Annotated in this window: 15 protein-coding genes; 8 read left to right on the top strand and 7 right to left on the bottom strand. The window is 70.1% G+C overall.

Annotated features, from left to right (window positions below):
* Positions 1-9: 9 nt before the first annotated feature.
* On the bottom strand, positions 10-831 hold the full coding sequence (locus tag OHA99_RS25390; RefSeq protein ID WP_405697991.1) for a hypothetical protein: 822 nt from the start codon (positions 829-831) through the stop codon (positions 10-12).
* Between the two features lie 114 nt (positions 832-945).
* Positions 946-1,842 carry a helix-turn-helix domain-containing protein gene (locus tag OHA99_RS25385; protein WP_153181990.1) on the bottom strand — a complete coding sequence of 299 codons (897 nt, stop codon included), beginning with the start codon at positions 1,840-1,842 and terminating at the stop codon, positions 946-948.
* Positions 1,843-1,952: 110 nt separating this feature from the next.
* Here OHA99_RS25385 and OHA99_RS25380 point away from each other — a divergent pair, with 110 nt between their 5' ends.
* Entirely contained in the window at positions 1,953-3,383 is a 1,431-nt protein-coding gene (locus OHA99_RS25380; RefSeq protein WP_153179958.1) for an MFS transporter, read from the top strand.
* Positions 3,384-3,507: 124 nt separating this feature from the next.
* Positions 3,508-4,581, top strand: a complete 1,074-nt coding sequence (locus OHA99_RS25375) for a chitinase (RefSeq protein ID WP_405697989.1) — start codon at positions 3,508-3,510, stop codon at positions 4,579-4,581.
* A 139-nt stretch (positions 4,582-4,720) separates the two neighbouring features.
* On the opposite strand, the gene OHA99_RS25370 is transcribed toward OHA99_RS25375, so the two are convergent.
* Complete coding sequence (locus tag OHA99_RS25370; protein ID WP_007449582.1) at positions 4,721-6,103, bottom strand: glycine--tRNA ligase; 1,383 nt, start codon at positions 6,101-6,103, stop codon at positions 4,721-4,723.
* A gap of 217 nt (positions 6,104-6,320) precedes the next feature.
* Here OHA99_RS25370 and OHA99_RS25365 point away from each other — a divergent pair, with 217 nt between their 5' ends.
* The 4 genes from OHA99_RS25365 (at position 6,321) to OHA99_RS25350 (ending at position 9,538) form a co-directional block, all read left to right on the top strand.
* On the top strand, positions 6,321-7,301 hold the full coding sequence (locus tag OHA99_RS25365; protein WP_153179956.1) for a zinc ABC transporter substrate-binding protein: 981 nt from the start codon (positions 6,321-6,323) through the stop codon (positions 7,299-7,301).
* Between the two features lie 68 nt (positions 7,302-7,369).
* Positions 7,370-8,140, top strand: a complete 771-nt coding sequence (locus tag OHA99_RS25360) for a metal ABC transporter ATP-binding protein (RefSeq protein ID WP_405697986.1) — start codon at positions 7,370-7,372, stop codon at positions 8,138-8,140.
* 13 nt (positions 8,141-8,153) lie between these two features.
* On the top strand, positions 8,154-9,056 hold the full coding sequence (locus OHA99_RS25355; protein ID WP_153179954.1) for a metal ABC transporter permease: 903 nt from the start codon (positions 8,154-8,156) through the stop codon (positions 9,054-9,056).
* 62 nt (positions 9,057-9,118) lie between these two features.
* Positions 9,119-9,538: a Fur family transcriptional regulator gene (locus OHA99_RS25350; protein WP_007449657.1), complete on the top strand. Its 420-nt coding sequence runs from the start codon at positions 9,119-9,121 to the stop codon at positions 9,536-9,538.
* Positions 9,539-9,592: 54 nt separating this feature from the next.
* Here the strand turns inward: OHA99_RS25350 and OHA99_RS25345 are convergent, their stop codons facing one another.
* The 4 genes from OHA99_RS25345 to OHA99_RS25330 all read right to left on the bottom strand — a co-directional run bounded on the left by OHA99_RS25345 (position 9,593) and on the right by OHA99_RS25330 (position 12,332).
* Positions 9,593-10,162 (bottom strand): hypothetical protein, encoded by a 570-nt coding sequence (locus tag OHA99_RS25345; protein ID WP_405697984.1) that lies wholly within the window; start codon positions 10,160-10,162, stop codon positions 9,593-9,595.
* Between the two features lie 324 nt (positions 10,163-10,486).
* Entirely contained in the window at positions 10,487-11,317 is an 831-nt protein-coding gene (locus OHA99_RS25340; protein WP_164384833.1) for an isoprenyl transferase, read from the bottom strand.
* Positions 11,318-11,341: 24 nt separating this feature from the next.
* Positions 11,342-12,088 carry a DNA repair protein RecO gene (gene recO / locus OHA99_RS25335; RefSeq protein WP_042826133.1) on the bottom strand — a complete coding sequence of 249 codons (747 nt, stop codon included), beginning with the start codon at positions 12,086-12,088 and terminating at the stop codon, positions 11,342-11,344.
* A 22-nt stretch (positions 12,089-12,110) separates the two neighbouring features.
* The gene (locus OHA99_RS25330) at positions 12,111-12,332 is read right to left on the bottom strand and encodes a hypothetical protein (RefSeq protein WP_007449592.1); all 222 of its coding nucleotides are present in this window, start codon (positions 12,330-12,332) and stop codon (positions 12,111-12,113) included.
* Positions 12,333-12,649: 317 nt separating this feature from the next.
* Here OHA99_RS25330 and OHA99_RS25325 point away from each other — a divergent pair, with 317 nt between their 5' ends.
* Together OHA99_RS25325 and OHA99_RS25320 are read left to right on the top strand one after the other, a co-directional pair.
* Complete coding sequence (locus tag OHA99_RS25325; RefSeq protein WP_165687384.1) at positions 12,650-13,483, top strand: helix-turn-helix transcriptional regulator; 834 nt, start codon at positions 12,650-12,652, stop codon at positions 13,481-13,483.
* On the top strand, positions 13,465-13,686 hold the full coding sequence (locus tag OHA99_RS25320; protein ID WP_405697981.1) for a DUF397 domain-containing protein: 222 nt from the start codon (positions 13,465-13,467) through the stop codon (positions 13,684-13,686). The genes OHA99_RS25325 and OHA99_RS25320 overlap by 19 nt, the downstream gene beginning before the upstream one ends.
* Positions 13,687-13,692 lie beyond the last annotated feature (6 nt).

Raw genomic sequence — 13,692 nt, 5'->3', positions numbered from 1 at the left:
TGCTCTCCCTCAGCCGGACGTGCGGGTGCGCGACGCGGCGGCCGTCTTGCGGCTGCGGCTGCGGCTTCCGCCCGAGGCGGCGGGCCGGCTCGAGGACGCCTTGGTCCCCGACTGGCTCTTGGCCCGAGTGGGGGACGCGGTCTTCTTCGCGGGCGCCTTCCTGGCGGCGGACTTCTGCGCGGCGGACTTCTGCGCGGCCGACTGCTTCGCGGTCGACTTCTGCGCGGTCGACTGCTTCGCGGCGGCGGACTTCGCCGACTTGGCCGTCGCCGACTTGGTGGCAGTGGACTTGGTGGCAGTGGACTTGGCGGCCGTGGACTTGGCGGCCGTGGTCCTGGCGGCGGTGGACTTGGCGGCGGTCTTCCTGGCGCCGGCGCCGGTGGTCCTCTTCGCCGCGGCCGTCTTCGCCCTGCTGACGCCGGTGCCGGCGGTGCCGCTCGTGCCGCCCGCCCCGGCCGTCTTGGCCGCGACCCCCCGGGCGGTGGTCTTCCCGGCGGTGGTCCTCCCGGCCGGCGTCCGGGCGGGCTTCGCGCCGGACTCCGCTCCGGCGGCGCTCTGCGCGGCCTGCCCGTTGCGCCCGCGCGACTGCGTCAGCCAGGCCACCGCCGCCCCGGTGACCGCCACCGGCCACTCCACCAGTCCGGCGACGCCCAGCACCCCGGCGCCCGTGTAGACGAGCACCCGCCGCCCGCGCGGCGACACCGCCCCGATCCTGTCCAGCGCACCCTCGGCGGCCCTGCCCACCGTCCCGGCACCCGGCACCTTCCGCACCGCCGAAGCGGCCGCGTGCAACGGCCGCGGGAGTGTCCGCGCCGACTTCTGCTCAGCCATGACTCTTCGTCCTCGCCCTGTCCGTGCGGTGGGAACCCCGGGCTGTGGCAACCCTGGGGAACCCCGGGAACATCACCTTCCGCATTTCCCCGGGTTCCCGCACTTCGAGCACTCTCACCCGGACGACGCCGGCCCGCGCTCCAGAGCGATCGCGTGCAGCTTCTCCAGCCGCTCCCGGGAGGCCTCGTCGGCCGGCGCGTACGTCACCATCCGGGGCCCCGGTTCCGGACCGAGCCACAGGTCGGTGTGGTCGACACGGATCCGGCCGACGTGCCGGTTGAGGAACTCCTTGCGCTTGCCGCGGTGCGCGACGACCTCGTACCGCTCCCAGGCCTCGCGGAAGTCCGGCGACTGGGTGCGCAGCCGCTTGAGCAGCATCTTCCAGGCGGGCTCGGCGAGATGGCCGGCCATCGTCGTGCGGAACCGCGCCGCCATCAGCCGCTGGGTCTCCTCCAGGTGCACGATCGAGGACCGCCAGTCCTCGTGGGTGAAGCACAGGATCATGCAGTTGCGGTCCTCGGGCGGCACCTCGTCCAGGTCGCACAGCAGCAGCCCGTACGTCCGGTTGTGGGCGAGGATGTCGTACCGGCTGTTCTGCACGCAGGCGGGGTACGGCTCGAACTGCTCCAGCAGGGCGCGCACCGCCGGGGTGATGACCGGGCAGACCGTCGCGGGCGTCGGGTCGACGGATCCCGCCAGCTGGAAGAGATGGCCGCGTTCGGTGGGGTCGAGCAGCAGGGCGCGGGCGAGGGCGTCGAGGACCTGGACGGAGACCTGGATGTCCCGGGCCTGCTCCAGCCAGGTGTACCAGGTGACGCCGACGGCCGAGAGCTGGGCGACCTCCTCGCGCCGCAGCCCCGGGGTCCGGCGGCGGCGTCCGCGGGGCAGGCCGACCTGTTCGGGGGCGATGCGCTCGCGGCGGCTGCGCAGGAAGGCGGCGAGTTCGTGCCGCCGGATCTCCGAGCCGGTGTCCCGGGGCGGGGACTGCGCCGCCGTTTCCTGACCCGTCATCGTCGTCATGCCTCCAGGGTGCCGCGTGCCGGACCCTGTTGCCAGGTACTCCTACTACCAGCATAAGGAGACTCTGGTACCACCCTGGAAACGGTCGCAGGCTCGACCACGTGACCGAAACCATCACTTCTCGTCCCGTCCGCACGGGCCCCCCGGCGACGCCCTCGCTCGGCGGCCTCGGACTCTTCACGGTGCTGCTGGCCGCGGCGCTCCCGCTGGTCGACTTCTTCATCGTCAACGTCGCCCTGCCCACCATCGGCGCGGACCTGTCCGCGAGCGAGGCGGTCCTGGAACTGGTCGTCGCCGGGTACGGGGTGGCGTACGCCGTCCTGCTGGTCCTCGGCGGCCGGCTCGGCGACCTCTTCGGCCGGCGCCGCCTGTTCCTGGGCGGCATGGCGGCCTTCGGGCTGACCTCGCTGGCCTGCGGCCTGGCGCCGGACGCCTGGTCGCTGGTGGTGGCACGGGCGGCGCAGGGCGCCTCGGCCGCCGCGATGCTGCCGCAGGTGCTGGCGACCATCCAGGCGACCACGTCCGGTCCCCGGCGCGCGAAGGCCATGGGCCTGTACGGGGCGACGGCCGGCCTGTCGATGGTGGCCGGGCAGATCCTGGGCGGCGTCCTGGTGGCCGCCGACATCGCGGGCACCGGCTGGCGTTCCGTCTTCCTCGTCAACGTCCCGGTCGTCCTCGTGGGCCTCTTCCTGGCCGCCCGCGCGGTCCCGGAGACCCGCTCCGCGCGCCCCGAGCCGGTGGACGTGCCCGGCACCTTCCTGCTGGCCGCCTCGATCCTGACCCTGCTGGTCCCGCTCACCGAGGGCCGGGCGGCGGGCTGGCCGCTGTGGACGTGGCTGTCGCTGGCGGCGTTCCCGTTCGCGGCGGCGGCGTTCTTCGCGGTGGAGCGCCGGGCCGACCGCGCGGGCCGTACGCCCCTGGTCCCGCCGAGCCTGTTCGCGATCGTCTCGCTGCGCCGCGGCCTCCTGCTCATGGTGCCGTTCTCGATCGGCTTCAGCGGCTTCATGTTCGTCATCGCGGTGGCCCTGCAACAGGGCGCGGGTCTGGGCCCGGTGGCCGCGGGCCTGGCCCTGGCCCCGCTCGCGGTGGTGTTCTTCTTCTTCTCCCTCGCCGGCCCCCGGCTGGTCGCCCGCTACGGCACCCGTGTCGTGCCCGCCGGCGCCGCCCTCCAGGGGGTGGGCCTGGCCCTGATGACGCTGGCCGCGTGGCGTTCCTGGCCCGATCTGGGTCTGGTCGAACTCCTGCCGGGCGCGGCGGTCGCGGGGGCGGGCCAGGCGCTCCAGCTCCCGGTCATCATGCGGGTGGTCCTGTCGGAGGTGCCTGCCGTACGGGCCGGCGTGGGCAGCGGCGTCATGGTCACCACCCAGCAGTCGTCGCTGGCCCTGGGGGTGGCCACCCTGGGCACGCTGTTCCTGTCGCTGGTCCCGGGGATGGGCATGCGGGACGCCCTGGTGACGACGCTGCTGGTCCAGTTGGCGGGGGTGGCCCTGACCGGCCTGCTGAGCCTGCGCCTGCCCCGGACGATCGCCTGACGGGCGACTGAGCCGGATCCGCTTCTTGGTCCAGACCTCTTGACGAAAGGTCTGGACCAAAGCACTGTCATGCCTACGACACAAGACGACTCTCCCTCACCGAACCCCCACCGGGAGGCCCGGCATGATCCGCCGCAAGATCCGTCTACTGGCCGCCGCACTGGCGGCCACCGTCCTCACCCCCCTGGGAGTCGCCACGGCGTCCGCCGCCCCCACCGGCGCCGCCCCCGCCCCGGCCGCCGACACCTGCGCCGTGAAGTCGAAGCCCGCCGGCAAGGTCCTCCAGGGCTACTGGGAGAACTGGGACGGCGCCGCCAACGGCGTCCACCCGCCCTTCGGCTGGACCCCGATCACCGACCCGCAGATCGCCGCCCACGGCTACAACGTCCTGAACGCGGCCTTCCCGGTGATCCTCTCCGACGGCACGGCGCTGTGGGAGGACGGCATGGACCGGGGCGTGAAGGTGGCGACGCCCGCCGAGATGTGCGCGGCCAAGGCGTCCGGGCAGACGCTGCTGCTCTCCATCGGCGGTGCGACGGCCGGCATCGACCTCAACTCGACCGCGGTCGCGGACCGTTTCGTCGACACCATCGTGCCGATCCTCAAGACGTACAACTTCGACGGCATCGACATCGACATCGAGACCGGCCTGACCGGCAGCGGCAACATCAACCAGCTCTCCGCGTCCCAGTCCAACCTGATCCGCATCATCGACGGCGTCCTGGCCCGCATGCCCTCCAACTTCGGCCTCACCATGGCCCCGGAGACGGCGTACGTCACCGGCGGCAGCGTCGTCTACGGCTCGATCTGGGGCGCGTACCTGCCGATCATCAAGAAGTACGCGGACAACGGCCGCCTGTGGTGGCTGAACATGCAGTACTACAACGGCAGCATGTACGGCTGCTCCGGCGACTCCTACTCGGCCGGCACCGTGCAGGGCTTCACCGCCCAGACCGACTGCCTGGACAAGGGCCTGGTCATCCAGGGCACGACGATCCGGGTGCCCTACGACAAGCAGGTCCCGGGCCTGCCCGCCCAGCCCGGCGCGGGCGGCGGTTACATGTCACCGTCCCTGGTCTCCCAGGCCTGGAACCACTACAACGGCGCCCTCAAAGGCCTGATGACCTGGTCCCTCAACTGGGACGGCTCGAAGAACTGGACCTTCGGCAACAACGTGAAGGCACTCCAGGGCCGCTGAGCCAGGGGCTGAACCTGTAGTCCGGGCCCCCAGAACGCCGAAACGCCCACCCTCCTCCCGACCGAGTCGGGTGGTGGGTGGGCACAGGCCCGGGGGTCCAAGGGGCAGAGCCCCCTGGTACCTCAACCGGAACGGACGTTCAGCAGCCAACCAGCCGAGAGGCGAGGTACCCCTCGATCTGGTCCAGCGACACGCGTTCCTGCTTCATCGTGTCCCGCTCGCGCACGGTCACCGCGTTGTCGTCCAGCGTGTCGAAGTCGACGGTCACACAGAACGGCGTCCCGATCTCGTCCTGACGCCGGTACCGCCGCCCGATCGCACCCGCGTCGTCGAACTCGATGTTCCAGTTCTGCCGCAGCGCCTGCGCCAGCCCCTTCGCCTTCGGCGACAGCTCCGGGTTGCGGGACAGCGGCAGCACGGCCACCTTCACCGGCGACAGCCGCGGGTCGAGCCGCAGCACGGTGCGCTTCTCCAGCTTGCCCTTGGCGTTCGGCGCCTCGTCCTCGATGTACGCGTCGAGCAGGAACGCGAGCATCGCGCGCCCGACACCGGCCGCCGGCTCGATGACGTACGGCGTCCAGCGCTCCTGGGCCTCCTGGTCGTAGTAGGAGAGGTCCTGGCCGGAGGCCTTGGCGTGCGAGGAGAGGTCGTAGTCGGTCCGGTTGGCGACACCCTCCAGCTCGCCCCACTCACTGCCGCCGAAGGAGAAGCGGTACTCGATGTCGGCCGTGCGCTTGGAGTAGTGGGAGAGCTTCTCCGCCGGGTGCTCGTACCACCGCATGTTCTCCTCGCGGAGACCCAGGCCGGTGTACCAGTTCCAGCGCTGCTCCATCCAGTATTCCTGCCACTTCTCGTCCTCGCCCGGCTTGACGAAGAACTCCATCTCCATCTGCTCGAACTCGCGGGTGCGGAAGATGAAGTTGCCGGGCGTGATCTCGTTGCGGAAGGACTTGCCCATCTGGGCGATGCCGAACGGCGGCTTGCGCCGCGAAGTGGTCTGCACCTGGGCGAAGTTGGTGAAGATGCCCTGCGCGGTCTCGGGCCGCAGGTAGGCGACGGAGCCGCTGTCCTGGGTCGGGCCGAGGTGGGTGGAGAGCAGACCGGAGAACTGCTTGGGCTCGGTGAAGGTGCCCTTGTTGCCGCAGTTGGGGCAGTTGAGGTCGGCGAGGCCGTTCTCCGGGGCCTTGCCCTTCTTCTCCTCGTACGCCTCCTCCAGGTGGTCCGCGCGGAACCGCTTGTGGCAGGAGGTGCACTCGGTCAGCGGGTCCGTGAAGGTGGCGACGTGACCGGAGGCCACCCAGACCTCGGGAGCCAGGATCACGGAGGAGTCGAGACCGACGACGTCCTCGCGCGAGGTGACCATGTAGCGCCACCACTGGCGCTTCAGGTTCTCCTTGAGCTCGACGCCCAGCGGCCCGTAGTCCCAGGCGGCGCGCTGACCGCCGTAGATCTCACTGCACGGGAAAACGAAGCCACGGCGCTTGCTCAGGCTGACGATGGTGTCGATCTTGTCGGCGGCCACGGTGCTCTCTTCATTACGACGACGGTGACTGACTGGTGCGGCGCGAAGCGCCTCGATGAGGGGTGGTGGTCGGGAGACGGGCGGGCGAAGCGAGGATGCTTCCAGAGAATGCTTCAGGTTACCGGCGTGGGCCGCCCCACGGCCAAATCGGGGCCTCCCATCTGCGGATACGGGCGCTTGTTGACAACGGTTTCCATATTTGTTGAAAATGAGTGTCATGAACGTACGACGACGCCGCATATCCGGCATAGCAGTCACCGCGGCCACCGCGATCGGCCTCGGCACCCTCTCCGCCTGCTCCAGCGACAGCTCGGCGGCGGGCAATACGGACAAGTTCGACGTCGTCGCGTCGTTCTACCCCATGGAGTACCTCGCCGAGCAGATCGGCGGGGACCACGTGAACGTCACCACGCTCACCGAGCCCGGCCAGGAGCCGCACGACCTGGAGCTGAGCGCCAAGCAGACCGCGCAGATGGGCGAGGCGGACGCGGTGCTCTACCTCAAGTCCCTCCAGCCCGCCGTGGACGAGGCCATCGCCCAGTCCGACGTGAAGACCAAGATCGACGCGGCCACGCTGACGAAGCTCGAGGACCACGGCGACGTGGAGCACGACCACGGCGGCGAGGAGCACGCGGACGAGCACGCCGAGGAGGAGCACTCCGAGGGCGGGGAGCACTCGCTCGACCCGCACGTCTGGCTGGACCCGGTGAAGTACGCGGAGATCGCCGAGGGCGTCGCCAAGTCCTTCGAGAAGGCCGACCCGGACCACGCCGACGACTACCGCAAGAACGCCGAGGCGCTGACGAAGAAGCTGGGCGGCCTGGACACGGCGTACAAGGACGGCCTGAAGACCACGGCCACCAAGGTCTTCTTCACCAACCACGCCGCCTTCGGCTACCTCGCCGAGCGCTACGGCCTCACACAGGAGGCCATCAACGGCCTCGACCCGGAGAGCGAGCCCAGCCCCGCCCGGATCAAGGAGCTCCAGGAGGAGGCCAAGGCCGACGGCGTCACCACCGTCTTCTACGAGACACTGGTGTCCGACAAGACCGCGAAGACCCTCGCCAAGGACGCGGGCCTGAAGACGGACGTGCTCGATCCGCTGGAAGGCATCACCGACAAGTCCAAGGGCGACGACTACGTCGCGGTCATGGAGTCCAACCTCAAGGCACTCCAGGCCGCCCTCGGCGCCAAGTAGGCAGTAACACCCAGTACCAGCCGGTACCACCCAGTACCACCCGCAGTCCGATCGTTACGGAGGACATCGTGAGCGACGAGTCCGTCATATCCCTGCGCGGCGTCCGCGCCGAGCTGGGCTCACGCCCCGTCCTGCGCGGCATCGACCTCACCGTGCGGCGCGGCCAGGTGGTCGCGCTGCTCGGCGCCAACGGCTCGGGCAAGTCCACGGCCGTGCGCACGATCATCGGCCAGGTGCCGGTGACGGACGGGGAGATCGAGCTGTTCGGCACCCCCAGGCGCAGCTTCCGCGACTGGGCGCGCGTGGGCTACGTCCCGCAGCGCACCACGGCCGCGGGCGGCGTCCCCGCCACGGTGACCGAGGTGGTCTCCTCGGGCCGGCTCTCCCGGGCCCGCTTCGGCGTCCTGCGCAAGGCCGACCACGAGGCCGTACGCCGCGCCCTCGACCTGGTCGGCATGGCCGACCGCGCCAAGGACTCGGTGAACGCCCTCTCCGGCGGCCAGCACCAGCGCGTGCTGATCGCCCGCGCGCTGGCCGCCGAACCCGACCTGCTGATCATGGACGAGCCGATGGCCGGCGTCGACCTGGCCAGCCAGGAAGTACTGGCCGAGACCCTGCGCGGGCAGGTGGCCGCCGGCACCACCGTCCTCCTCGTCCTGCACGAGCTGGGCCCGCTCGAGCCGCTGATCGACCGGGCGGTGGTGCTGCGCGACGGCTGCGTCCTGCACGACGGCCCGCCGCCCGAGGCGGTCGGCCAGCACGCGCTGCCCGGCCACGACCACGTCCACCCGCACGCACCGGCGGGCGCCGAACCGATCCGCACCGGCCTGCTGAGCTGAGAAGGCGACGACCATGGAAATCCTGAACTACGCCTTCATGCAGCGGGCGCTGCTCGCCGCCGTCCTGGTGGGCATCACCGCCCCGGCCATCGGCATCTACCTGGTCCAGCGCCGCCAGGCCCTCATGGGCGACGGCATCGGCCACGTGGCGATGACCGGCGTCGGCCTCGGCTTCCTGCTCTCCTGGTCCCCGGTGTGGATGGCGACCCTGGTCTCCGTCCTCGGCGCGGTCCTCATGGAGCTGATCCGCTGGTACGGCAAGACCCGCGGCGACATCGCCCTGGCCATGCTCTTCTACGGCGGCATGGCGGGCGGCGTGATGTTCATCAACCTCGCGCCGGGCGGTTCCAACGCCAACCTCACCTCGTACCTCTTCGGCTCCCTCTCGACGGTCTCCGAGTCCGACGTCGGCGCGATCTGCCTGCTCGCCGCCTTCGTGATCCTGGTCACCGTCGGCCTGCGCCGCCAACTGTTCGCCGTCAGCCAGGACGAGGAGTTCGCCCGGGTCACCGGCCTGCCGGTGCGCGCGCTGAACCTGCTGACGGCCGTCACGGCGGCGGTCACGGTGACGGTCGCGATGCGCGTCGTCGGCCTGCTGCTGGTCTCCGCGCTGATGGTGGTCCCGGTGGCCGCGGCCCAGCAGCTCACCCGCAGCTTCGCCGCCACCTTCGCGATCGCCGTCGCGCTCGGCGTGAGCGTGACGATCGGCGGCACCGTCACGTCGTACTACCAGGACGTGCCGCCCGGCGCCACGATCGTGCTGCTCACCATCGGCGCGTTCATCGCGCTGAGCGTGCTGGCCGCCCCGCTGGCCAGGCGACGCGCGCGGGCACTCGCCGCCGCGCAGCCCGCCGCGGATCCGGCGGAGTGCAAGATTCCGGCCACCAGGGGGGCCGCCGACGAGGTCGGCGTCTGACCGCGGTCGAACCGGGCTGGCACAATGGCTCGGCAAGCCGCGAAGACGTGAGGAGGAATCCAGTGACCACCGCTGGACCGCCCGTGAAGGGCCGCGCCACCCGGCAGCGGGCTGCCGTGTCGGCCGCCCTTCAGGAGGTCGAGGAGTTCCGCAGCGCACAGGAACTCCACGACATGCTCAAGCACAAGGGCGACGCGGTCGGGCTCACCACGGTCTACCGCACCCTGCAGTCCCTCGCCGACGCCGGCGAGGTCGACGTCCTGCGCACCGCCGAGGGCGAGTCCGTCTACCGGCGCTGCTCCACCGGCGACCATCACCACCACCTGGTCTGCCGCGCCTGCGGCAAGGCGGTCGAGGTGGAGGGCCCGGCGGTGGAGAAGTGGGCCGAGGCGATCGCCGCGGAACACGGCTACGTCAACGTCGCGCACACCGTGGAGATCTTCGGCACCTGCGCCGACTGCGCGGGGGCCTCCGGCGGCTGAGCGGGGTGGGGCCGGCGCCCTGCGCCCCGGCCCCACCTCGATCGCCGGCTCTCCTCACGTGCACCAGGCTTCGGTCAGGTTCGGGACGTAAGACCGCAGGAAGCGCTCCATGTCCGACAAGTGATCAGCCGTTTGGGCAGAGTCTGCGCTTGCGGCAGGGGTGTGGATCTTCAGCACCAGGTGTGTGAACGGACGGTCGGGGGCCTCGTTCTGGGGTTGACCGGGCTTGGGCTGACACTTCATCCACGCCAGGCCGCCGTCGTCCCCGACCCCCGCGCTCGTCACGGGCCCACTCAGAGAAATTTTCCTGAAGTTCTCCCCGAACTCCTTTATCCCGAACTTCGCAGCGTCATCCGCCATGACATCACGCGAAATTCGCACGTTCAGCGCCAGCTTCTCTTCGACGACCACCTGGCACTTGTGAAACTTCCAGTCGTTGACCCCGGACTCCACAGCCCGCCCTTCGTCCCCCGGCGGAAGAATCCGCTTCAGATCAGACTGGTCGACCCCGACGCCGCACAGCCGCGAAGGAATGGCGTAATCGTACCCCGGCTCGCCGCCTGAACAGCCGGAAGCGAGAAGAGCGCCAGTCACAAGAATCCCGCAAAGATGACTACGTTTCATGATCCTTTACCCGCCAGGCCGCGCGCGGTACGGCGACGCCGAACGGCTCGGTCGTCCCGGTTACGGCGACAACCCGCGAACAGGCCAGGACGATGCCTCGGCCACAGAACCGCCGGCCGGGCACAGAAAACACCACACCGGCCGATGAGAAACAACCCGTTTGAAGGACGTCCCGGCGACGCCCCGCCCCCTCGTGCGCCACAGCAGTCCTTCCCCGTTGGCCTGCGCGCGAAGGAACATCGTAACGAGTGGCCCCCGCACCGTCAGCTCCGGCTGCTCACGGTTGTCGGGCAGTGGGCGATCACCTACCGAAACAGGCCAGTACTACGCCTGCTTGCCCTCCATGGCGAGCAGCTCCTCGTTGGGGATGGCGCCGCCGAACCGGCGGTCGCGGGAGGCGAACTCCAGGCAGGCCCGCCACAGGTCGCGCCGGTCGAAGTCGGGCCACAGGACGTCCTGGAAGACCATCTCCGCGTACGCGCTCTGCCAGAGCAGGTAGTTGGACGTGCGCTGCTCCCCGCTCGGCCGCAGGAAGACGTCCACGTCCGGCATGTCCGGGTAGTACAGGTACTTCGCGAGCGTCTTCTCGTTCACCTTCGACGGGTCGAGCTTCCCGGCCCGCACGTCCTCCGCGAGGGCCTGCGCCGCGTCGGCGATCTCGGCCCGCCCGCCGTAGTTCATGCAGAAGTACAGCGTGAGCCGGTCGTTGTCCTTGGTCTGCTCCTGGGCGACCTGGAGCTCCTTGGCCACCGACTTCCACAGCCTGGGCATCCGCCCCGCCCAGCGCACCCGCACCCCGAGGGCGTCGAGGGTGTCGCGGGACTTGCGGATGAAGTCGCGGTTGAAGTTCATCAGGAAGCGCACCTCCTCCGGCGAGCGCTTCCAGTTCTCGGTGGAGAAGGCGTACAGGGAGATGTTCCCCACGCCCATCTCGATCGCGCCCTGGAGAACGTCCATGACCTGCTCGGCACCGACCTTGTGCCCCTCGGTGCGCGGCAGCCCGCGCTCCTTGGCCCAGCGCCCGTTGCCGTCCATGACGATCGCCACGTGCTCCGGAACCAGCTCGCCGAGCTTCGGCGGCCGCGCGCCGGACGGGTGCGGCTCCGGCGTCCTGTACTCCCGGCGCTGCCGCCCCAGAATCCCGCGTACGGCCATATCGGTTCTCTCCTACTTCTGCTTCTACTTCTCGACGTACCGCAGGGAGCGCAGTCCCCGCTCAAGGTGCCAGTGCAGGTAGGCGGAGACCAGTCCGCTCCCCTCCCGCACGTACCGCGGCTCGGCCGCGTCCGCCGTGCCCCAGTCTCCCGCAAGCAGCGCCCCGAGCAGTTCCAGGGCCTGCGGCGAGGGTACGACGCTGCCGGGCACCCGGCAGTCGACGCAGACGGAGCCGCCCGAGCCGACCGAGAAGAACCGGTTCGGACCGGGCAGGCCGCACTTCGCGCAGTCCCCGAAGGTCGGGGCGTAGCCGTTCACGGCCAGCGAGCGCAGCAGGAACGCGTCCAGCACGAGCGTCGGGGCGTGCTCGCCCCGGGCGAGGGTCCTGAGCGCGCCCACGAGCAGCAGGTACTGCTGCACCGCCGGCTCGCCCTCGTGGTCGGTGAACCGCTCGGCCGTCTCCAGCATGGCGGTCCCGGCGGTGTACCGCGCGTAGTCGGTGACGATCCCGCCGCCGTAGGGCGCGATCGTCTCGCTCTGCGTGCACAGCGGCAGGCCGCGCCCGACCAGCTCGCTGCCCTTCGAGAAGAACTGCACGTCCACGTGCGAGAACGGCTCCAGCCGCGCCCCGAACTTCGACTTCGTGCGCCGCACCCCGCGCGCCACGGCGCGTACGCGGCCGTGACCGCGCGTGAGCATGGTGATGATCCGGTCCGCCTCGCCCAGCTTCTGGGTGCGCAGCACGATGCCGTCGTCGCGGAACAGACTCATGCCGCCCATTCTCGCGCATCCTTCAAGGCACCTCACCACGGCTCCGGGCGTTGGTGTACGCCGTCGCCGCGCTGAGCCGCTCCGACGCGGTGGCGTGGCGTACGTCACCCGGTGCGGCGTCCCACTCCCGTCCCCCGCCGTACGGCCGCATCTGCACGTACGGTCCCTCGTGCCCCATGACGACCCCGACCCGTCCGCTGCGGGTGTCCACGGCGTAGACGCCGACGGGCGGTGTCGTCGTCATCGCAGGGCCGCCGCGAGGCGCCGCGCGGTCTCCACGGAACACCGGCCCAATTCGACGAGCGGGCAGGGGGCCTCCCGCGCGAGACTCACCGGGTCGAGCCCGAGTGAGGGCAGAACAATTCCTGCCTCGGCGAGCGCTGCGCGCAATTCTTTCACCGTGTCCTCCGCTCCTTCGACGCAGAGCGCCGAGTGTCGTGCTTCCACCGCGTTCCCTCCCTTTTACGTTTTCACTCTTCGTGTCCCCAGAATGCCGCGACGTGCCTACACTCGACAGGAGTATGCGCACTACAAGTGCGGGTCAGTGCATGGGGGTTGGTTATGGCCAATGGTTCACGGCAGGCCGCGTGGGAGTTCTTCGGAACAGAACTGAAACGACGGCGGGAGGACGCCGGAATCACCCAAGTAGAGCTGGGGGCCCGGGTATTCGTCTCCGGCGGCTACATCGGCCAGTTCGAACAGGCAATTCGTAAACCGCAGCTGGATGTGGCCCAGCGGATCGACGAGACACTACAAACCGACGGTATTTTCGAGCGACTGTGCCGGAAGCTGATCGATGATCCCCGGTATGCGGATTACTTCGCGGGGGTGGTCGAGCTGGAGCGGCTGGCCACGAAGGTCTGCGAGTTCGCACCGACGGTCGTGCCGGGTCTGCTTCAGACGGAGCACTACGCGCGCGCGGTCACGATCGCCGCGAATCCGTTCAAGCCGGACTCCTACGTCGACGAGATCGTCACCGCGAGGCTGGAGCGAGCACTGGTCCTCGACGACGCTGCACGGCCCGAGTATTGGGTGACTCTGCACGAGAACGTGCTGCGGATCCCCATGGGTGGCCCGCAGGCCATGACGGCTCAACTCGACCACATCTCCCGACTGGTCCGCGAGCGCACGGCGGTGGTGACGGTGCTTCCGTACGAGGCAGGAGCACATGCTGCCATGACCGGGGATCTGCGGCTCATGGACTTCGAGGACGCGCCCCCGGTCGCCTATACAGAGACGTCGTTTTCGGGAACGTTGGTGGACGTTCCGGCCGTGGTGAAGCGGGCGCAGCGCGCATACGATCTACTCAGGGTCGCCGCGCTGTCGCCGGAGGCGTCCCTGGCCCTGATCGACTCGGCGGCGGAGGACTTCAGACGATGCGCGAGTACGACCTGACCAACGCCCACTGGCGCAAGAGCACGTACAGCAACGGCGAGGGCGGCAACTGCCTCGAAGTCACCGACGGAGTCCCCGGCGTCATACCCGTCCGGGACAGCAAGGTGACCAACGGCCCCGTGGTCGTCGTCGGGTCCGGCGCCTGGACGGCGTTCGTACGCACCGTGGGGGCCACTCGTCCCACACGCGGTACCGCGACCTAGGACTTG

This window comes from Streptomyces coelicoflavus, from assembly GCF_045041415.1.
In the GTDB taxonomy this organism is placed as follows: domain Bacteria; phylum Actinomycetota; class Actinomycetes; order Streptomycetales; family Streptomycetaceae; genus Streptomyces; species Streptomyces coelicoflavus.
The sequence above is the reverse complement of the archived record's forward strand: the minus strand, read 5'-3'. Positions and strand labels throughout refer to the sequence as shown.